Raw genomic sequence first — 19,994 nt, 5'->3', positions numbered from 1 at the left:
AAATCAAAGTTAAAAAAAGCTTTATCAAAATAAGTCATAATTATAGTAAAAAAAGATTTAATTATAAGATACTTAAAGTATAAAAAGGACATAAAGGTGAAAAAATGGAAGAAGAACCAATTTACGAAATGAAACTTACAAACGGAATTGGAGAACAGATGCTTGCTCATGTTTTTGAAAAGTTCGATGTGGAACTAAAGCAAACTGAGTTCGGACCTAAACTCCAAGGAACTAAAGAGGAATTGGAAAAAGCTCAAGAATACATTGTTGAAATGATGAAAAAAAGATTAGAAGAATTAGATAGGCAATAAGTCTATTTAATTTCCTTTTTATTTTTTAAAAAAAAAAAGCTAATTATAAGATTATTTTTTTTAAATAATTATTTATTTAACTATTTTTAAAACTACCTAATGCAATCTACACAGATTCAAAGGATAAATATTCAAACTACCTAATGCAATCTACACAGATATCAAATAAAGGAGCAACAGCTTTTTTTATATCAGATGCAACTTTATTTGGACCATTATTCGCATCAATGATTTTAAAATTATCATTCTCTCTAGATAATGCCAGATAATTCTCTTTAACTCCAGTTAAAAACTCCTCATTTTCGAATTCATCAGTTCCATCGCATCTTTCAACTGACTTTTTAACATCCAAATCAAGGAGCAAAACCAAATCAGGGATTTTTGCAAACTTATTTATCTCACGAATCCAATCCTGTGGCTTTTGATATACCAGACTTGAATAAAAAGACCTATCGCTTATTACAACAGTCCTTTCACTTTCAAGCTTTTCGATTTTATCCATAAGAACAAGTCTGTCAGCTGCAAAAAGAAGGCCTAAAGTCTTTTGCATAGTGTCACTTGTAGCATCAGACCTAGTCAACAATTGACGAATAAGATTTCCAACTTCCAAATCGGTAGGTTCAACAATTGTTTCAACTTTAAAGCCGTTATCTTCCAGCCATCCTTTTAAATAGTTTATTTGAGTTGATTTTCCAGCACCATCTATTCCTTCTAATACGATATACATAATATGAAATTGAATTTTAAAAAATAAATATTTTTGCAATTTTTTAAAAAGAATTAATCTAGATTAGAAAACTAAATAATCTAGAATCGGACTTCAATCCTTAATTTTGATAAAAATATGTATATAACAAAATTAACAGATTTATTAATAGTTAGATTATTTAATAAGAATTAAAAAAAAATAAAATAAAATTAAATAAACAAAAACTAGCAAAATCATAAAAAAATAATTACTAATAAAATAGAATTTAAACAAATAAATCACAATTATAGGAGATCTTATGACATTACCTGAATTATTAGCGCCTGCAGGAGACTATGACATTTTAGTTACTGCTGTAAATGCAGGAGCAGATGCAGTTTATATATCTGGCGAACGCTTTGGAGCAAGGGCCTTTGCCAAAAACTTCACACTTGAAGAAATTGAGAAAAGTGTAGAATATGCTCACTTAAATGGAGTAAAGATACATGTAACAGTAAACACCCTCATAAACAACTTTGAGGTTGTTGATGTTGTCCAATACCTCTTCAAACTCTACAAGCTTGGGGTAGACGCAGTTATTGTACAGGATGTGGGAATTATAGAGCTAATCAAAACCCTAATCCCTGGTCTTGAAGTTCACGCATCTACTCAAATGACCCTTAGCGACTATGACTGCATTCTTTGGGCTGTTGAGAATGGAATATCAAGAATTGTCTTTCCACGTGAGATAAGCGTGGATAAGATAAGGGAAATCAGCGAAAAGCTAAAATCCTCAAACTTAAATATGGAACTTGAAGTATTCGGCCATGGAGCACTTTGCTACTGCTTCAGCGGAAACTGCTACATCTCATCTTATAACAGCGGACGAAGTGGAAACAGGGGAGCCTGCGCACAGCCTTGCCGTAAGCAATACAAGTTAAAATACAAAAACTACAATGTAGGAAACGGATTCCTTCTTTCAACCCATGACTTGGCAGTCTATAAAGGTTTGGATAAAATAGAAGAAGCCGGAGTATTCTCCCTAAAATTAGAAGGAAGAATGAAGTCTGCAGATTATGTAGGGACAATCGTTAATGCATACAGACATATAATCGATGGAGATGAGGGGGACTATGAAAAAGACCTTCATTTAGTCTTCAATAGAGAATTTACAGATGGATATATCCTAAACCAAAGTCCAGGCCAAGTCCTAGGAAGGGAAAGCTCAGGCCACGAGGGAGTCTATATCGGAAAGATCATCGAAAAGAAAGGAGAGCAGATTAAGATTTCCAAAGAAAACAAGGACTTTTCAATAAACCTTGACATCGGTGACGGAATAGGATTCAAATATAAGGACAAAATCAAGGGAATCTATATTGACAACATTAAAGAACAGACTGACGATTATATAATCCTAAATACCACAAGAAATGTCCGTGAAGGAGATAAGGTACTCTTAAGCTATTCAAAGTCAACCCACGATAAATTAAAGAAATTCCATAATGAAACAATAAAGCAGCACATCCCATTGTCCCTAGACATATACTGGAATGAGGATTTAAGCCTAAATGTCACAGGAAGATTCCAGATAGAGGAAAAGGGAATAAACAACAAAAACATAATAGAGCGCTTTAACTTTAACTATATTTCCGAAACCAAGTTTGAAAAGGCATTGAATAGACCAATAAGCAAAGAGGATATAGAAAAGCAAATGCTAAAGACTGGAGACAGCTCATTTTATATAAAGGAAATGAACATTCATGGCATGCCTGAAAACACTTTCATACCTATTGGAAAATTAAACAAAATCAGAAGAAGGCTTCTTGAAAAAGCCACAAATCTACTGCTTGATTATTATAAGCCAAGCAAAAAAGAAGTGAGGGCTACAAATAAAAAGGTAAATCAATTTATAAAGGAATATAAAACATATAGTGACATTGATCTAAGAAAGGAAAAACTGAACCTATCAATATTTGTTGACAGCCTTGAGCTTTTGGAGATGACAAGGAAACTTCCTATTCATAAATATTATTTTGACCCATCATTCTCATTCAACAGCCCAGAAGAGTATTTTGAAAAGATTAAGGACCTATTGAAGGAAGCTTATTCAATAGTTGGCAATTCCAATAATCCAAATAATAAATCAAAATCAAATGAAGATGAAAGATTAGTTCTAGTCTTGTCTTCCTTTATTTCAGATGAAGAGATAGAAAAACTAAGCAAAATCATTGATGAGCTAAAAGAAGAAGGAATAAGCATCCCTATAATGTATGACACTCCCGGAATAGGAAAAAGCTTCAATACAGACATCTATGGAAACCACAACCTAAACATCTGGAACAGCTACAATGTCAAAAACCTCTCTGAATCTGGATTTAAAAGCCTTATCCTATCATCAGAACTCTCCCATAAGGAAATAAAGGAACTTGTATCAAAATACCAATACATTAAAGGAGACAAAGAAACCGACCTAAACATAATTATTCAAGGAAACCTTGAAGTCATGAGCAGCAAAGACGACTTTTCCAATTTAAATGATGGAAAAGACTTCATAATAAACTCTGCAGATGACTATGCAATCCTTGAGGATAAGAAAAGAAAGAAATTCAAATATAAGGTTGTATTTGACTATAATAAGCATAGCCATTTCATCAATAAGGACTGCCTATGCCTGATAGAGGAAGTGGAGCTTATAAAGGATACAGGAGTTGATTCTGTAATAATCGATACAAGATTCTCATCAGCCAAATACAGCTCTACAATAATCTCTTTATACCTGCAGGCATTAAAAGAGGACAATACTTATGACTTAAGCCTGCTAAAGGATCAAATTCGAAACATAACCCTATCCAGACTAAATCAAGGAAACTTTATAAATGGAAGGTTACATGAAAAAGACTGTTAAAGATTAGTAATGGAAAAAATTAAACTAAAAGGAAAAATAAAGAAAAAAGTTTAAACTAAAAGAAAATTAAACTAAAAGGAAAAATAAAGAAAAAAGTTTAAACTAAAAGAAAATTAAACTAAAAGGAAAAATAAAGAAAAAAGTTTAAACTAAAAGAAAATTAAACTAAAAGGAAAAATAAAGAAAAAAGTTTAAACTAAAAGAAAGCAAGAGAATCAAAAATAATTAGTTACAATCCCCATAAAACAAAAGATTATCAATTTTGAGGAATAATATGAAATTGCCTGAATTATTAGCCCCTGTTGGAAGTGCTGAACACTTAAAGACTGCCATCTTATCTGGCGCAAACTCAATATACCTCTCTGGAGAGAACTATGGTGCTAGAAAGTATGCTGAAAACTTCTCCCTTCCCGAAATAAGAGAAGCGATCAAATATGCCCATTTGCATAATGTCAAGGCCTATGTAACAGTAAACACCCTAATCAAGGAAGGTGAACTGAAGAAAGTAAGCGAATATTTGCTCCAATTATACAAAATGGGAGTTGATGCAGTACTTGTTCAAGACATCGGACTAATAAATATAATAAACAAACATATTCCAAAACTCAATATACATGCTTCCACCCAAATGAACCTCCACAATATAGAGGGCATCAAATGGGCCTACGATCACAATATAAAAAGAATAGTCCTTCCAAGGGAAATTGAGATGAGAGAGCTTAAGGAAATAGTGGAATATGCCCATTCCTTAGGAATTGAAATAGAGATATTTGCACATGGAGCGCTATGCTATTCATATTCAGGCCATTGCCTCCTATCCTCTCTTCAAGGAGGAAGAAGCGGAAACCGCGGAAGATGCGCACAGCCCTGTAGGGAGCAATATGAACTGTCCATAAACAAAAGCAAAAGAATCAGTCCAAAGAACGAAGGAAACTATCTTTTATCCCCAAGGGACCTGTCATTATATGAAAACCTTGATGAAATCGTAAATTTAGGCATTGATAGCCTAAAGATAGAAGGGCGAATGAGAAGCACAGACTATGTGGCAACTGTAGTTAAGAACTACAGAAAAAGACTTAACAGATTAAGATACGACAAGACCTCAAAGTCATTGAATAGAAACATAAATGAATCAATCAAAAAAACCAAAAAGGGAAAGAAAGGAAGAAAATCAGACTTAAAAAAGATAGAGGATAAGGAAAAGATAGAAAGCCTTAAGAAGATTCAAAAGGAAGAAAACAGAAATTCAGAGGAAGAATTAGGACTGGTCTTCAATAGGGAGTTTACGGCAGGTCATCTTATTCCAAAAAACAATCCTATGATCATGAACAGAAAGAAACCTGGCCATCAGGGATTATATATTGGAAATATTCACAGATACAATCCTCAAACAGAAGAGATTCATATCCTATTAAATGACAATTTAATTCACATTCCCGAAAAAGGAGATGGAATATTAATAGAAAGCAGAATCAATAGAGAAAACTCTGATGAAAGAAACAATAAATCTAATAAAAACAATAAAAATAAACAAAATGAATCCAAATCAAATAAGAAAGATAAAAATAAAAAGAAAATAAAAAGGATGGAAAATGATGAAAACTATCATTCAATCATTCAGACTTATGGATTTGACATATCCTCAAAGCCTGTCCTAAAAGATTCCAAAGACAAGCATTGGAGAAAAAGGGAAAAGGACAAGGACATAGAAGGCAAACTACTTGTTATAAAAAGAGTTAGGGAGAACAAAAGAATCCCATTTCCTCTTGAGAAGGGCTCAAAGGTATACCTTACAAAGAGAAACTCCCTGATAAATGAAGTCAAGAATCTAAAAAGCGACAAGTCCAAGCATATGATAAAGAAATCCAATCTGGAACTCTACTTTAGAATAGACAGCGACAATTACCCTCACCTAAAAGGAAACCTTAAATTGGACAATGGAAAGGTAATCACCCTTAAAATAAGAGGGGAAATGCCATGGGAAGAGGCAATCAAAAAGCCTATTACAAATGAGACCATCAAAAAGCAATTGATGAAGATAGGAGACCTCCCTTATTATATCGAAAAGATTACAGTAAACAACAATAAAAGCCTATTCACACCAATAAGCGGAATAAATGAGCTTAGAAGAGAATTCTTTGACAAGCTTGAAGAGGAAGTAATTAATTCATACATTCCTACTGATGAAGATATAAAAATTGCAGAAGAAAACATTAAGGAGTTGTCTAAAGAACTGGATAGAAAGATTGATTTAAAGGCCAAAGTTAAATCAGAACAAGAAAACAATGATTTAAAATCCAATGCCAAATTGGAAAATAAGAATAAGAATTCAAAAAATCTATCCATCTACATAAATAGCCTAGAAAGCTTAAAGGAAATAAATAAAATCAATGATCTTTCAAATACTCTATTCAATAGAATCTATTTAGAAATACCGCCAAATAGAAGACTGGATGAAATTACAAAGGATAGAATAGAAAACTACAACCCAAATGACTCAAAAGAACTTAACATAAGCTACTGTGTTAACTTCCTAAAGTCTGCAATCAACTTGGCCCAAGACCAAGACTATGAACTCATATGGAAATTGCCAGACATTGCACATAAGCAATCCAAGGAATCAATAGTAAAGATATTAGGCATACTAAATAAAATGAATTTGCACATTAATATTATGACTAGTTTAATTGGATTAGACGATTCATTAAAAGATAAGTTTAAGCTAGAACTTTATGGAAATTATCCGTTAAATGTATATAATGCATATAGTGTTATGGAATTAAAAAATTATAAGACATTATGCATATCACCCGAGTTATATAAGAAGAATATTGAAAAATTAATGGAAGACTATTATACAAACAAAAACAATGAGGGATTATCTGAAATGGAAATCTTGGTTCATGGAAAGATTGAAGCCATGACCACAAGAAAGGAACTTATTTCCAAAAAACAATTGAAGCTAATCGACAAATATAATAAGAAGATGAGAAGGGATAAAATGGACATCTCTTCAAATGAGTTTTACCTAAAAAACAGAAAGGATCAATATTACCCAATAAGAACAAGCATAAATGAGGATAATCTGATTATTCTAAACTCAGAGGAGTTTTGCCTGATTGATGAGATTGATTACTTGAAGTCAATTGGAATCAAAAACTATTCCATTGACTGCAGATGGAAGGGCATTGATTATATTAGGGATATTGGAATGGTTTATAGGGATTCCCTAGATAATGATGATTATGACCTAGGTGAGTTTAAAGAAATTATCAATAAACATTCAGAGCAATTGACTAAAGCAAATTTTGATATAGGATTAAAATAATTATTAAAATTTCATAAAAACTAAAAATAATTATTATAATGCACTAAACATTTACGAAGTCACATCAATTTTGATGTGAAAAATATCATAATCTTCGAAAAAACAAAAGATTTAAAATATAATAAAAATTATAAAGGATATTACTTAATGAATTAAAATAGAAATTACAATATTTGAATCTTATCAAAATATAAATTGATTAATTAATTAATTTAATTAAATCTTAATAGGTTTTCATGAAAAACAGATTAGATCAATCTTATTAATTTTTAAAAAGAATAGCATTCTTTAAAAGAGCCAAAATGACAAGATAGAAATAAAAGAGCCTAAAGTAATAAATTTGAGGAATTATTATGGAAGGAAGCGAATTACAGAACATAAAAGGAATTGGAGATAAGCTGTCCCAAAAGATTTTGCTAAACCTTGGAGGAGAAGAGGAACTTAACCGGGTCATAAATGAGCTTGATCTTGAAAGACTTATCCAAATTGAAGGAATAAGCCAAAGAAAGGCGATTGAAATAATGAACCAATTATTGGGAAATCCTGCACAGAAGTTTTTAAAAAGCGAACGTGCAATTCAGCTATATGAAGAAATCATTGAAAAAATCCTCAAATATTCAAATACAAACTACTCTAAAAACAGAATCTTGCTTTTAGCTCCAATAAAGGATGAATTCATTATTGCCGAAAGGCTTTCATTTGTCATGAGCGCTAAGGAAAGAGTCAGCAAACTGCCTCTTGATGAGCTGAACAAGCTGATGAGAAATCTCCATGAGCCAAAGAATGCAAAGGCAAACTACGATGCCAGCAAGGCAATACTTGTTGAAAGCGCTGAGGATAGCGATTATCTAATGGACCTTGGACTGAACAAATACTATACAATCCTAACTGCCTCCGATTCACCATTCTTCAAGGAGGAAATCAGCGGATATGAGCTTGTCTATTACATCTACTCTGAAGGGATACTCGACTTTGGAGACATGCCTAACCTCATCATGATAAGCAAGGAAGCTGAAGACTACCAGCTTGTGCCTGAGATTATTTTAGATTACTTCAAGGAAAACAGGGAACTCTTTGAGAATGTTTGTAAAATCCGAAAGATCCTAGGTGAAAGCACTGTCTTGGAGGATGTTGGTCCGGTCTTAGAGGAACTTGACAATTACAAGACCCAAGAGATTGACTTGGATGGAATCGTTCAGGAAGAAAAGACCTATATTGATGAGGAACTTAAAACTAGGATACACAATGTTGACCTTGAAGGAGATGAAGTCCTTGACTTATTAAATAATGCCTTGCCCCCTAAGATAGAGAAAATATTTGACGAAATCTTGTCTAAATCAAAAGAGAACATAAAGGCAAAAAGTGGAATTGACTTTGATCCATTCATCAAAAAATATCCTATTGAAATTGATGATATGGAGATGGAGAGAATCAAGATGGAGATTCTCTCAAGCAGCGAGAACAACTATTTTGACATGAAAATCACTGCTGCCGAACATTTGGCTCTCATTAAGGAGCAGGCCGAAAGGGAGGTTAAGGAAACAATTGAATTTGACTTTGAATATGCCCTAGGAAGCTTTGCATACCATTATAAGCTTAATGCTCCTGAATTTTCAAACGAATATGCTCTTGAAGGAGCCCTTCATTTGGAATTATGCCTTAAGGAGACAGAGGAAGATAATGAGAATGGAGAGATTCAAAGGATAGATTATAAATTGAATGAGCAGGAGAATGTGGCGCTTTTAACTGGAGCAAACAGTGGTGGAAAGACAACACTTCTTGAGACAATCAGCCAGATAGCGATTCTTGCACAGATGGGCCTTCCAGTTCCGGCAAATATGGCTAAGATAAAATTATTGGATGAGATTTATCACTTCTCTAAAAAGAGATCATTGGATGCCGGAGCATTTGAATCATTCCTTAATGTGTTTATGCCAATTGTGACAAGCGACTGTGAAAAATTGGTTCTTCTTGATGAACTTGAGGGAATTACAGAATTGGAAGCCGCTGTAAAGATCATTTCAAGCTTTATTGAGATGATAAAGGACAGCAATTCCTTTGCAATCATTGTAACCCATATGGCTAATGAGCTTATGAAGTATACAGACATTAGGGTGGATGGTATTGAGGCAACTGGATTGGATGAGAATTATAATCTGATTGTGGATAGGACCCCTAAGATGAATTATTTGGCTAAGAGTACACCTGAGCTCATTATAAAAAGAATGTATGAGAACTCTAGTCCTGAACTGAAAAAGGTCTATGGTAAGATCTTGGAGAAATTCTGAATTTAAAAAAAGTTTATATTAGACTTAATGATCTAAAATCCATTAAGAATAATCTCCATATAAAAATTATTAGTTCTAAATTTATTCAAAAATAGTTAAAAGCTTTTATTTTGATTATAACTATAAAATTATTATTTTATGTTTTAATCAATTAAAAGCGCTTTTTTATTTACACATCATCACTATAAAGTATTTATTGATAATTACTCTTTTTATAAAAAATAATTAATTTAATATTTTGCCCGTATACTATACAAAATATTTACTACTTTTAGCTCTCTAATTATAATATAAAACAAAGAAGTATATATTTTTATTACTTTTAAATTTACCCGATATTTCAAAAATTTTATTACTTGTTTTATATAAAAAATATAATAAATAATATAATGAGAATATTACTGGAAATAATGAAATCTTTTTTTTGATAATGTTTTTGAAATGGGATAATTCTTTCAATGCAAACATATTAAAACTCCCATGTCTTTTTATTTCGTTTAAATATTTTTTCATTATTTTTTATTCCCATTATCTGAAATCCGGATTTTTGAAATATGTTTTTCACCTAATATTATTCACTTTTTGTGAATAAAAATTCACATTTTAGCAAAGTTTAAATAGTCCAAAATCATTGTTTTTATTATAGGCAAATGTGAAAATATTTGCATTCACAATAAAATTTCTTTGAAGTTAATTTTTTAAATTTGATTGATGGAGAGGATTTTCAATGGCGCGGAGCGATAAAACTTTGGAAGACATTTTGAATATTATTTTTTATGATAAACCGTCAACTCAAGATGAAATTGCCGAAAAATTAAAGATTAGTCGAAGATATGTTACTCAATTGCTTAAACCATTAATTGAAGAAGACATTGTCAAAAGGGCTTATGTCATCGACTTGAATAAATATGATGAAATTTATGGCTCTTCAGACCCTATCTTCAATCTCAAACAGCATTCCGCATTTTTTTTAATTGAAAACATGCTAAGCAGCATGAGCGAGCATGTTAAAGAACAGGTCCAAATGTCTTTCGATGCCATTTTAACTAATGATAAGGACTTGGCAGAACAAGCTTTAAAACTGGATTTTACCACAAATAATATGTATGAAAAAGTTCGCGCATCTGTTGAAACTGTCGTTGATGTTGATCCCCATTCCAAACTTTCCAAGATTTTATTGTTCAGCGAAGCGGCATACAATTATGAACGCATTGGAGATTATTCAGGCCATATTGCCAAATTTGTCATTAATGAGAAGACTGCCGTAGACGATGAACTTTTAGATATATTAAAAAAAATGCATAAATATGCACAAAAATCTATTTCATATGCAACTGATGCTTTTATTAATGGGAATATTGACTCACGTGGAAATTTGATGGATACAGAAGAAAAAATTCATGAAACTCAACAAAAAGCCATGAATCTCATTGCCAACCAAATGGTTGAAACTTCTTTTGAGGATATTGAAATGTCCAATTATTATATTTACATATCCCGTGTAGTGAAATCATTCGAAAGAATGGGCGATATCTCAGTGGAAATTATGGATTTGGCTGCTGAATTCCATAAGGATATTCCAAGGCCAACAACTCCACGTTCATTTAGAGAAAAAATTTAAAAAGACAATGCCAAATTTCTTCTCAGGAGGAGATCTTATATCAAATAATAAACCGCAAGAAACGTTTAGGGGAAAAACTGACAGGGCTATTAAGAAACGACCCCCATGGAAGGAATACAACCTGCATATAGTTTGTTTTGTTCTGGTTGCCATTTCAATGGCCATTGGAGTTAAAGAGATTAGAATCACTGATACCATAAGTGTTTTATTATTGCCTTTAATATATGCCCTAATCATGGGTTTGGCTCTTTTTTTAGCAAAACCTATAAAATTTATAGGTAAAAAGCAATCAAAGGTAGCTGAAGGAGCAATGGTTTTATTTATAGGAGTTTTAATTGCTAAATTAGCTATTTCGAGCGGACAATCCATTGATATTATTTTTAATGTCGGCCCCTCCTTGATTTTACAACTTTTGGGGGATTTGGGCACTCTTATAGCATTGCCCGTTGCTTTGATTTTAGGATTTAGAAGAGAAGTAATCGGTATGGCAAGTTCCATTTGCCGCGAACCTAACTTGGGAGTCATTATCGACAAGTATGGTTTCAAATCCCCTGAGACAAGGGGAGTTTTAGCCATTTTTGTTATAGGATCCATTATCGGCACTCCTTTTATCAGCTTCCTATCAAGCATATGCATTTCGCTCATACCTTACCATCCATATGCCTTTGCAATGGCTTCAGGCATAGGAAGCGCAAGCATGAATGCTGCAGCATTGGTTCCATTGGTGCATATGTACCCTGCCATGGCTACCCAATTGGAGGCCTTTGCAGGATGCAGTAACATTCTTTCATTTTGTTTAGGCATTTACATGTGCATATTCATTTCCCTGCCTCTTGCAGAAAAATTGTATAAATGGTTATCTCCAATCATAGGTAAAGGTGAGGGGAGAACCATTGATGACGAATATGCTATTGAAGGAGTAAAAGATGATAAATATGCTACTTCTGAGGATTTGAGTTCTGGTAAGATTGAAAGATGGGTCACTTTCCTCGTACTTTTCTCAATCATCGGCACAGTTGGAAATTTCATAGGTTATCATACCCCTTTGCTTGATGTGTTCATCGGAATGCTAATCATTTCAATTATTACCCTTATCGGAATGTGCCTTGAGAGGATAATTCCATGGGATATCCCATCAATCATTTATATAAGTTTACTTGGTATTTTTTTAGCCATTCCTGGAGTTCCAACTTCAGACATTATAATAACTTATGTCTCTCAAATTGAGTTAACTACAATCTGCACTGCATTTTTAGCATATGTCGGTATTGCAATCGGTAACGATTGGGAGGAATTTAAAAAGATTGGTTGGAAAGGAATCATTATAGCAATAATCGTAATTTCCGGAACTTACCTCGGTTCTGCAAGTATTGCAAATCTGGTCTTATTTGTAACAGGCATGATTTAACAAATCTATTTTTCATTATTTATATCATGTTAGTTTTCTATTATGCGAAATAGTAATATAATTTTTATATAATATATATAATTATGTATTTATTTTTACATTATCATTAATTTTTCTACAAGAGTTAGAATATTCCATTAAAAAACTTACAGTTCATAAAAATCATTTTTTTCATATTCCATCCACATTAATTTTATTACTTATTTTATATAAAAAATATGAAATGATTATTATGGGAATTACTGATTATATTAAAACCAGATTATTGAATTTCCCCAATAAATTTTTAAAAGAATTTACACTGAATATAAAGCCAATATACTGAAAAAACTATACAAAATATAAACACCTGCTAAAAAAGACCAAATTAATTCCTTAAAAAAAGACTCAATTTTTAAAAATATCAACATATAATGCTTAATAAAATTATAAAATAAGTATATTAAGTTAATCAAGAATTAAACCAATATTAATGAATAATAAGTTAAATAAAGCCCAAATAATATAGATTTTTTGTTGCCCGTATACTATACAAAATATAATGTACTTTTAGCTCCTACATTATAATATTTAATATCAGTTCATATAAATCTTATCAAAATATTTGGTGTTTTAAAGTGGAAAATAAATGAATTTATTATTGGAAACATAGATTATTTTGTTATGTGAAAACTTATTTTAAATGTAACATGATTATAAACTTTTTCCAAATTCATAAGCCTTTTTAGGATAATCAGAGTATTTTGTCATTGAGGGAGTGCCACAACCATAACCTAAAATTCTGCCTTGATCATCTAAATTAAGATATTTAACTAGAGTATCATAATGTGCTTCCAGTGCATCAAATGTCCAATTGGATGAATTATATGCAACGGTTATAAGTGCAGATTTGAAATGACTTGACTGAATGGAACTGTTTGCTGAACAGAATCTGTCAATTAGAATTTTAAGCTGCGCTGACATTCCATAATAGTATAATGGAGTTACAAACACCAGCATATCCGCTTCAAGGATTTTTTCTCTAAAAATATCCATATCATCACTAATTATGCATGGACCTTCATAGCCACAGCTAACACAACCAGAACATGGTGCAATGTCTGCATGAGCAGCATCAATTTCTCCAACAACATGGCCCGCTTCTTCTGCTCCTTTAATGAAGTTATCTGCAAGAAGATTAGAAGAACCATTAATATTTGGACTTCCTTTCAAAACTATAATTTTCATTTTTTCACCTATTATAATAACAATGTCCTCCGAAAACAGAAATCTCTAAAGTATCCAATAAATCATCGATTTTCATTTACAACAGTGCCGAATAATTCAACCTCAAAGGATTAAAAATTTGATTCCATTCTTTAAATCTTGTTTTTAGTGTGTTTAATCCAGACTTTCTCGTTATCACTGGCTGAAACCTTATTGTCTGCCATTACTCCTACCAAATCATGAGCAATATAGGGTTCCTCCAAATAACTAATATCCTCCTCCGTTAATGTCAAATCAACGGAACTAACTGCACCTTCAACATGATGCATTTTAGTGGCCCCTACAATAGGAGCTGTAACTTTTGTAAGTAGCCATGCCAGAGACACTTCTGTCATTGACACACCATAATTTTGAGCAAGTTCATTGACTCTTTCTATAATCTTTAAATCTTGCTGTTCGGAATTTTGATATTTCAATTTGGCATAGTAATCTTCATTTAATCTTTTAGATTCTTCACCAGGGAGCCTTGACAATCTTCCTGAAGCCAGTGCGCTGTATGGTGTTAATGCAATATTGTCTGTGTGGCATAATGGAATCATTTCACGTTCCTCTTCCCTGAAAATTAAATTGTAATGGCCTTGAATTGATACGAATTTAGCAAAACCCTCCATTTCTGCAAGTGCATTGGCCTTTGCAAGTTGCCAGGCAAAACAGTTTGATATTCCAATATATTTAACTTTACCTTCTTCAATGACCTCATTTAATCCTTCAAGAAGATCATATAAAGGAGTGTTGTAGTCCCACATATGATAGATATACAGGTCAATGTAATCCAAGCCAAGATTTATAAGGCTTTTTTCGACCATATTGTGGATATGCTGTCTTCCAGAGACATTATTTCCAATATCTTCCTGTGATCTAGGCAGAAACTTTGTTGCAACAACAACTTCCTCACGAGAAGCGTTTTCCCGGATTGCTTTTCCCACATATTGCTCGGAAGTTCCATTCTGATAACCGATAGCAGTATCAAAGAAGTTAATTCCATTGTGTAGGCCATTTGTAATTATTTCTATTGATTCCTTTTCAGGCAATGTCCATGTGTGCATTCCATTTTCCGGATCTCCGAACCCCATGCATCCCATGCATATTCTACTGACTTTTAAATCGGAGTTTCCTAATTTAATATATTCCATGAGTAAAACCTTTTTTTAAATTATTTGAAAAAGAAATTTAGGGGCCTGAATTTTTTTATGTATGAAATCGTTCAGATTTTCTATATTTTTATTCATTACCCTATAAAAATGTATTTATTTCTAAAAATACAATTGTATTATTAGTTATATAAAAAAATAGGTCTTTAATATCGTTAAATTTAAATAATATGCTTTACAAATATATTATTGGCGATAATAATGAAGCATAGATTAAATTTAGATAATAAAGACCCAAATTATATTTTGTTGAAAGAAATATTTAAAATTATGGATTCTAGAAAATCCAAAAGTATATTAGCATCCTATGGATTTAAAAACTTAAATAGAACAATATTTACTTTTAAAATTATATTTATAAGTATGTTCTTTGGAATTGACATTCCATTCATTTTAAACGAGCTTAAATCCAAAAAAGAACTTCGCAAATACTTTAATATTTCTGAAGTTTTGACTGCAGATCAAGTTTATAAAATTTTTTCAGAAATAAACTCTGAAAAACTTATAAAATGTTTAAACAGAATCTTAAACTCAAGGAATATGGTTAAAAGAAGAGGAAAAAAGACTTTTATTGTTGATGCGACCCCAGTGGACGTAGATATTAATTTCCACAGAAATAAAAAGACTAAAGAACATCTGGAAAAAATTAATCTCAAATGGAGTTATTCATCCTCTAAAGGTTATTATATTGGATTTAAAGCAACTGTTGTATTAGATTATGATTCTATGAATCCTGTTTGTATTTTAGTCCACTCTGGAGCTCCAAACGATGCAAAACTTTTCGAAGAAATTTTAGAAAACCTTCAAAAAAGACGAATAATCAGAAAAGGAGACACATTAATCTTTGATAAAGGATATTACAGCTATAAAAACTACCAAATCGGAATCAGCAAATACAAAATCATTCCTTTCATTTTTCCAAAAGAAAAATTCAGCAGAACCCGATTGGATGACATTTTAACTTATCCACTAGCCGTATTTAACAAAACAAAGAGAATAATGAAAGAAAAAAGATTATACAACAGTTTAAAAATGGAATTAATGAAAAAAATAGATTCATGGGAAAAATTTAAACCAATAAGGGGCAAAATAGAAGATTTTTTCAAATTATTAAAACAAGGCTTGAATATGAGAGAAATCCACAAATATACTCCAAAATCAGTAGAAAAAACCGTTTATCTAAATGTATTTTTAGGAGCACTGATTATATCACAAGGATTTTACTCAAAAACGGCCATACAACAATTATCTGAAAACTAAAATCGTCAGGCCCCTAAAGAGTTTATTTAAGCAAATACGGTTCAATATTTGATGTTATCTCCGCACCTATTTTTGCAAGATATTCCGGTCGGTCTTTCATGTCATTTTCAATCCAGCATATTGTAAAGTTGTAAATTCCTCCGATATGGTAATAGACTTGATATCTTTCCTTTTTAGAGGTGTCTTTCAATACGTCGCCAAAGTAATTGGCGAGTACTTTTTGCAGTATGTAGCTTTGATTTTGCTTATGTATGATTTTTAAAAATTCCTCATGTTTGAGAAATGTTTCAAGAATTGTTCGGATATAAGTCTCTTTTGTTTTATCTGTTTTACTTTCAAATTCTTTCAGGTATTCGTCCATTATCGATTCTAACTTGTATTTTATGATGTCTTCTTTTGATTTAAAATTGCGATAATATGTTGACCTGTTGACTTCAGCCAGTTCGGATATATCTTTTACAGTTATTTCTTCAAATTCATGAGTTTCCATTAGTTCAATTAGACTTTTAACAATTTTATCCTTGCTTTTCATTTTATCTTCCTAAAGTTTGATGTTGTATTCCAGTATTTGAGTAATTCCACACCTTCATGGTCTATTTTCATATTTACCTGCCATATCTCCAATCCTTTTTCAATGCATCTGTCCACATTTTCGCTGACTTCAATATAATTTGTACTTGGATTTAAGATTTCATATCCTGGATTGTCATATTGAAATGTATTTAGAAGTATTGCCTTTTCATTACTTTCAAGACTGTCTGCAAGTTCATTGATATGCTTTATGAATCTGTCAGTTGATGAGAATGATGAAACTTTTTTTGTTTTAATATCTGTATCGTATTCTATTTGTAATGTTTGAAGTGGAGTCTTAACTTCAAGATATGTGCTTCCAACTAAAAAGTCCAATTTGGATTTTCCAAGACTAACTTCCCTTTTAATCTCACTATATTCCGGAAGCATCCCGTCGAGAAGATGATTTTTTAAAAACAGCTCAATATATTTGTTTGAAGCTATTTGATTTATTCCTATCCATTTTTTATCTTTTCTGTTGAGATTGCTGATGGATATTGCCTCTAAGGTATATTTTGTTTTTCTTTTGGGATTGTCGCTTTTGGAAAGTAATCCTGCAACATTTTTTAAATCAATATTTCCAATCCGTCCGGTTGTGGGACAGTGCACTTTTTCAATGTTGTCGTTGATTTCAACATCCAAGGTGAACTGGCTGTTTCTTTTGATTATCTTTCCTTCAGTTAATGGTGTATTGAATTTAAATTTCATAATATTCTACCTTTTAGTTAATTATATTTAAAGAATTAGCTATTTCTTCAAGTTTGGATATTGGTATTCCGATTATTACTTGGTCTTCTGAGAGTTCTGTTGCCATGTGTGAGCCTATACAGCCAAATGAGATATGGGGTTCATTTGTTTGAATTGAATTTACTACAATGTCTCCGCATAGTGATTGTGTTCCTCCCACACTGTTGTCCATTCTTTTTCCTTCCTGATAAGTATTGGCTCTTATCAAATCGAAAATCTGTCTTGGTTTGGCAATTACCACAACAACGTCAGGTTCTATTTTTGAATCCTCCAAAGGCATGTATGCAATGGCTTCTATTCTATTGTTTTTAGCAACTGAATCAATTAATGCTTTCCCGCTTTCCTGAGATGAGGTTACATTCATTTTATCGAATTGTGATCCGTTAAGTATTTTTTCAGGTAGTTCCTTTAGACCCAAAATTCCCGCTCCAATCGGACATCCAATTTCATCTATGGTTCCATAAAATGATTTTCCTTTACTTGCTGTTATTATTGCCTGACAATGTATTGTTTTATTGGTTTTTTCAAAAATTTCTTCTGCATCCTTTTCTTTTTCAAATAATTTCACGCTAACTGGGCTGGTTTTAAGGTTTAGGCTTTCTTTAATGATATTTGATATTTCTTGATAATTCATATAATCACCATAATATGCAACATATGTTGCATTTTAATATTTGTTATGGTAGTGGTTATATATAAATTTTTGCAACATATGTTGCATTAGATTGTTATCTTGGAGATTGTTAATGTAAATTTTATATAACATTATTTTTAAACTAACTAAATGATGATTATTAGAGAATTTACCATGGATGATTTGCCTGAAATGATTTCAATCTGGAATGAAATTGTCGAGGAGGGCAATGCGTTTCCACAAGAAGAAGTACTGACATTAAAGACAGGTTTGGATTTTTTCAACAGTCAAAGTCATGTTGGAGTTGCATTTGACGGTGAAATTCTCGGACTGTATATTCTCCATCCAAATAATGTGGGAAGATGCAGCCATATTGCCAATGCCAGCTATGTAGTATCCTCAAAAGCCAGAGGAAAATATATTGGTCAAAAACTGGTTTTGGATTCGATTGAAAAAGCAAAAGAACTTGATTTTCTAATTCTTCAGTTCAATGCTGTTGTTGAAGATAATTTATCTGCAAGACAATTGTATGAAAAGTTAGGATTCAAACAGCTTGGTGTCATTCCAAAAGGATTCAGGTTAGATAATGATGAATTCGCTAATATATGTCCATATTATATTGAATTATAATGTCTTATTTTTTTAAACAAATTTAACTAAAAAGTAGCGGATAATTCTTCTACTTTTAATAATTTTTTGTTCGTATGGTATAGAACAAATTTCACTAAAAGTAGTAGATAATTTAAAGTGCGTTATGCCAATATTATGGCCTTTCGCTTATGCTCAAGGCGTTCAGTCCAACCTATGGTTGGGCGGAACATGATGATTGTTTGATATTTAACTTTTTATTCAAATGCTTGATTTACAGAACCGACTGGAGAGGATTGGTTCCTCCCTATAGTAGTGCTCGCCAATTCTATTCACCCAGGCCTCCCCACACACGCCTCCACTTACGCACCGGCGTGGGGGTCGGCCGGGCGAATTGGCTCGCTTATAACATGGGTATGGCAAGGTTGCTATGGTCTGGAATATATTAAACTGTGTTGTCCATTAAAATTATATACTTAACAAAAAGATATTTAATATCATGAATTATGTAGAAGAAGCAGTACAATTATTTGAAGATGGTTATATGTGTTCACAAGCTGTCTTAGAGGTATTTTGTGAAGAGTTTGGACTTTCAAGAGAACAGGCATTTAAAATCAGCATATCATTTGGAGGCGGTATGCGTAAAGGAGAAGTTTGTGGAGCTTGCACTGGTGCTATAATGGCATTAGGTTTGAAATATGGTGATTTCGAAAGGATGGCACAAATAAGGAGAAATAAAAGGTCATTATGATAAATAAAAAATTTAAACGGACTGATCTGCTGCTGTCATTGTGCGGACTTAACTGCAGTTTATGCCCAATGTTTATTGAAAAAAGATGCACAGGCTGTCGTGAAGGCAGTGCCTGTTATCTGACCTGCACAATAGCACCATGCAGCATTGAACATGGAAATATAGACTACTGCTTCGAATGTGAGGAATATCCCTGTGACAAATATGATGGAATTGAATTATACGATTCACTAATCACACACAGGAATCAGAAAAAGGATTTGCAAAAAGCAAAAACTATAGGAATCGAAAACTATCACAAAGAACAGCTTGAAAAAAAGGAAATCATAAACCATATTTTAAACAGGTATAATATTGCCAACAGACATATCTTCTTCTGCCTGGCGGTAAATCTGCTTGAAGTTGATGACTTAAAACAGATATTAAAAGACTGCGATGAATCAACAAAAGATATGGATTTAAAGGAAAGATCAGATTA

Annotated in this window: 16 protein-coding genes (1 of these 16 cut by a window edge); 10 read left to right on the top strand and 6 right to left on the bottom strand. The window is 32.2% G+C overall.

What is annotated here, in order from left to right:
• Positions 1–104: 104 nt before the first annotated feature.
• Positions 105–311 (top strand): hypothetical protein, encoded by a 207-nt coding sequence (locus MRU_RS03005; RefSeq protein ID WP_012955389.1) that lies wholly within the window; start codon positions 105–107, stop codon positions 309–311.
• Between the two features lie 136 nt (positions 312–447).
• Here MRU_RS03005 and tmk read toward each other — a convergent pair whose 3' ends face one another.
• A complete protein-coding gene (gene tmk, locus MRU_RS03000; protein WP_012955388.1) occupies positions 448–1,038 on the bottom strand; it encodes a dTMP kinase in 591 nt (196 codons plus the stop codon).
• Positions 1,039–1,318: 280 nt separating this feature from the next.
• Here tmk and MRU_RS02995 point away from each other — a divergent pair, with 280 nt between their 5' ends.
• The 5 genes from MRU_RS02995 (at position 1,319) to MRU_RS02975 (ending at position 12,549) form a co-directional block, all read left to right on the top strand.
• Positions 1,319–3,904, top strand: coding sequence for a U32 family peptidase (locus MRU_RS02995; RefSeq protein WP_012955387.1), 2,586 nt, complete (start codon positions 1,319–1,321; stop codon positions 3,902–3,904).
• A 274-nt stretch (positions 3,905–4,178) separates the two neighbouring features.
• Positions 4,179–7,232 (top strand): U32 family peptidase, encoded by a 3,054-nt coding sequence (locus MRU_RS02990; RefSeq protein WP_012955386.1) that lies wholly within the window; start codon positions 4,179–4,181, stop codon positions 7,230–7,232.
• A 353-nt stretch (positions 7,233–7,585) separates the two neighbouring features.
• On the top strand, positions 7,586–9,520 hold the full coding sequence (locus tag MRU_RS02985) for a MutS-related protein (protein WP_012955385.1): 1,935 nt from the start codon (positions 7,586–7,588) through the stop codon (positions 9,518–9,520).
• A 727-nt stretch (positions 9,521–10,247) separates the two neighbouring features.
• Entirely contained in the window at positions 10,248–11,141 is an 894-nt protein-coding gene (locus MRU_RS02980) for a PhoU domain-containing protein (protein ID WP_012955384.1), read from the top strand.
• Between the two features lie 7 nt (positions 11,142–11,148).
• Positions 11,149–12,549, top strand: coding sequence for a DUF3100 domain-containing protein (locus MRU_RS02975; protein ID WP_012955383.1), 1,401 nt, complete (start codon positions 11,149–11,151; stop codon positions 12,547–12,549).
• 693 nt (positions 12,550–13,242) lie between these two features.
• Here MRU_RS02975 and MRU_RS02970 read toward each other — a convergent pair.
• Together MRU_RS02970 and MRU_RS02965 are read right to left on the bottom strand one after the other, a co-directional pair.
• The gene (locus MRU_RS02970) at positions 13,243–13,776 is read right to left on the bottom strand and encodes a flavodoxin family protein (RefSeq protein ID WP_012955382.1); all 534 of its coding nucleotides are present in this window, start codon (positions 13,774–13,776) and stop codon (positions 13,243–13,245) included.
• A 131-nt stretch (positions 13,777–13,907) separates the two neighbouring features.
• Positions 13,908–14,948, bottom strand: a complete 1,041-nt coding sequence (locus MRU_RS02965) for an aldo/keto reductase (protein ID WP_048812394.1) — start codon at positions 14,946–14,948, stop codon at positions 13,908–13,910.
• Between the two features lie 219 nt (positions 14,949–15,167).
• Between MRU_RS02965 and MRU_RS02960 the strand changes: the two genes are divergently transcribed.
• Positions 15,168–16,226, top strand: a complete 1,059-nt coding sequence (locus MRU_RS02960; RefSeq protein WP_012955380.1) for an IS5-like element ISMru1 family transposase — start codon at positions 15,168–15,170, stop codon at positions 16,224–16,226.
• Between the two features lie 22 nt (positions 16,227–16,248).
• On the opposite strand, the gene MRU_RS02955 is transcribed toward MRU_RS02960, so the two are convergent.
• Genes MRU_RS02955 through MRU_RS02945 form a run of 3 tightly spaced genes read right to left on the bottom strand, consistent with a single transcriptional unit; the run spans position 16,249 to position 18,177 of the window.
• A complete protein-coding gene (locus MRU_RS02955) occupies positions 16,249–16,758 on the bottom strand; it encodes a TetR/AcrR family transcriptional regulator (protein WP_012955379.1) in 510 nt (169 codons plus the stop codon).
• The gene (locus tag MRU_RS02950; protein ID WP_012955378.1) at positions 16,755–17,504 is read right to left on the bottom strand and encodes a DNA/RNA nuclease SfsA; all 750 of its coding nucleotides are present in this window, start codon (positions 17,502–17,504) and stop codon (positions 16,755–16,757) included. Before MRU_RS02950 ends, MRU_RS02955 begins: the two co-directional genes overlap by 4 nt.
• Before the next feature lie 13 nt (positions 17,505–17,517).
• A complete protein-coding gene (locus MRU_RS02945; RefSeq protein ID WP_012955377.1) occupies positions 17,518–18,177 on the bottom strand; it encodes a DUF169 domain-containing protein in 660 nt (219 codons plus the stop codon).
• 150 nt (positions 18,178–18,327) lie between these two features.
• Here MRU_RS02945 and MRU_RS02940 point away from each other — a divergent pair, with 150 nt between their 5' ends.
• From MRU_RS02940 to MRU_RS02930, 3 genes are all read left to right on the top strand, one after another.
• Positions 18,328–18,807 (top strand): GNAT family N-acetyltransferase, encoded by a 480-nt coding sequence (locus MRU_RS02940; protein ID WP_048812393.1) that lies wholly within the window; start codon positions 18,328–18,330, stop codon positions 18,805–18,807.
• Positions 18,808–19,309: 502 nt separating this feature from the next.
• Entirely contained in the window at positions 19,310–19,516 is a 207-nt protein-coding gene (locus MRU_RS02935; protein WP_265101242.1) for a C-GCAxxG-C-C family protein, read from the top strand.
• Positions 19,513–19,994 carry the 5' portion of a DUF3795 domain-containing protein gene (locus MRU_RS02930; protein ID WP_083777626.1) on the top strand. It continues 73 nt past the right edge of the window, so only the first 482 of its 555 coding nucleotides appear in the window; the start codon lies at positions 19,513–19,515; the stop codon falls past the right edge of the window. Before MRU_RS02935 ends, MRU_RS02930 begins: the two co-directional genes overlap by 4 nt.

Source organism: Methanobrevibacter ruminantium M1 (assembly GCF_000024185.1).
Lineage (GTDB): Archaea > Methanobacteriota > Methanobacteria > Methanobacteriales > Methanobacteriaceae > Methanobrevibacter > Methanobrevibacter ruminantium.
This window is presented reverse-complemented; position numbering and strand designations above follow the sequence as displayed.

Excerpts from the sequence above, each read along its gene's own strand:
- MRU_RS02985 (WP_012955385.1), top strand. The coding sequence starts at position 7,586 with ATGGAAGGAAGCGAATTACAGAACATAAAAGGAATTGGAGATAAGCTG.
- MRU_RS02975 (WP_012955383.1), top strand. The coding sequence starts at position 11,149 with ATGCCAAATTTCTTCTCAGGAGGAGATCTTATATCAAATAATAAACCG.
- MRU_RS02995 (WP_012955387.1), top strand. The coding sequence starts at position 1,319 with ATGACATTACCTGAATTATTAGCGCCTGCAGGAGACTATGACATTTTA.
- MRU_RS02935 (WP_265101242.1), top strand. The coding sequence starts at position 19,310 with ATGTGTTCACAAGCTGTCTTAGAGGTATTTTGTGAAGAGTTTGGACTT.
- MRU_RS02965 (WP_048812394.1), bottom strand. The coding sequence starts at position 14,948 with ATGGAATATATTAAATTAGGAAACTCCGATTTAAAAGTCAGTAGAATA.
- MRU_RS02960 (WP_012955380.1), top strand. The coding sequence starts at position 15,168 with ATGAAGCATAGATTAAATTTAGATAATAAAGACCCAAATTATATTTTG.
- MRU_RS02990 (WP_012955386.1), top strand. The coding sequence starts at position 4,179 with ATGAAATTGCCTGAATTATTAGCCCCTGTTGGAAGTGCTGAACACTTA.
- MRU_RS03005 (WP_012955389.1), top strand. The coding sequence starts at position 105 with ATGGAAGAAGAACCAATTTACGAAATGAAACTTACAAACGGAATTGGA.
- MRU_RS02940 (WP_048812393.1), top strand. The coding sequence starts at position 18,328 with ATGATGATTATTAGAGAATTTACCATGGATGATTTGCCTGAAATGATT.
- MRU_RS02980 (WP_012955384.1), top strand. The coding sequence starts at position 10,248 with ATGGCGCGGAGCGATAAAACTTTGGAAGACATTTTGAATATTATTTTT.
- tmk (WP_012955388.1), bottom strand. The coding sequence starts at position 1,038 with ATGTATATCGTATTAGAAGGAATAGATGGTGCTGGAAAATCAACTCAA.
- MRU_RS02955 (WP_012955379.1), bottom strand. The coding sequence starts at position 16,758 with ATGAAAAGCAAGGATAAAATTGTTAAAAGTCTAATTGAACTAATGGAA.
- MRU_RS02945 (WP_012955377.1), bottom strand. The coding sequence starts at position 18,177 with ATGAATTATCAAGAAATATCAAATATCATTAAAGAAAGCCTAAACCTT.
- MRU_RS02950 (WP_012955378.1), bottom strand. The coding sequence starts at position 17,504 with ATGAAATTTAAATTCAATACACCATTAACTGAAGGAAAGATAATCAAA.
- MRU_RS02970 (WP_012955382.1), bottom strand. The coding sequence starts at position 13,776 with ATGAAAATTATAGTTTTGAAAGGAAGTCCAAATATTAATGGTTCTTCT.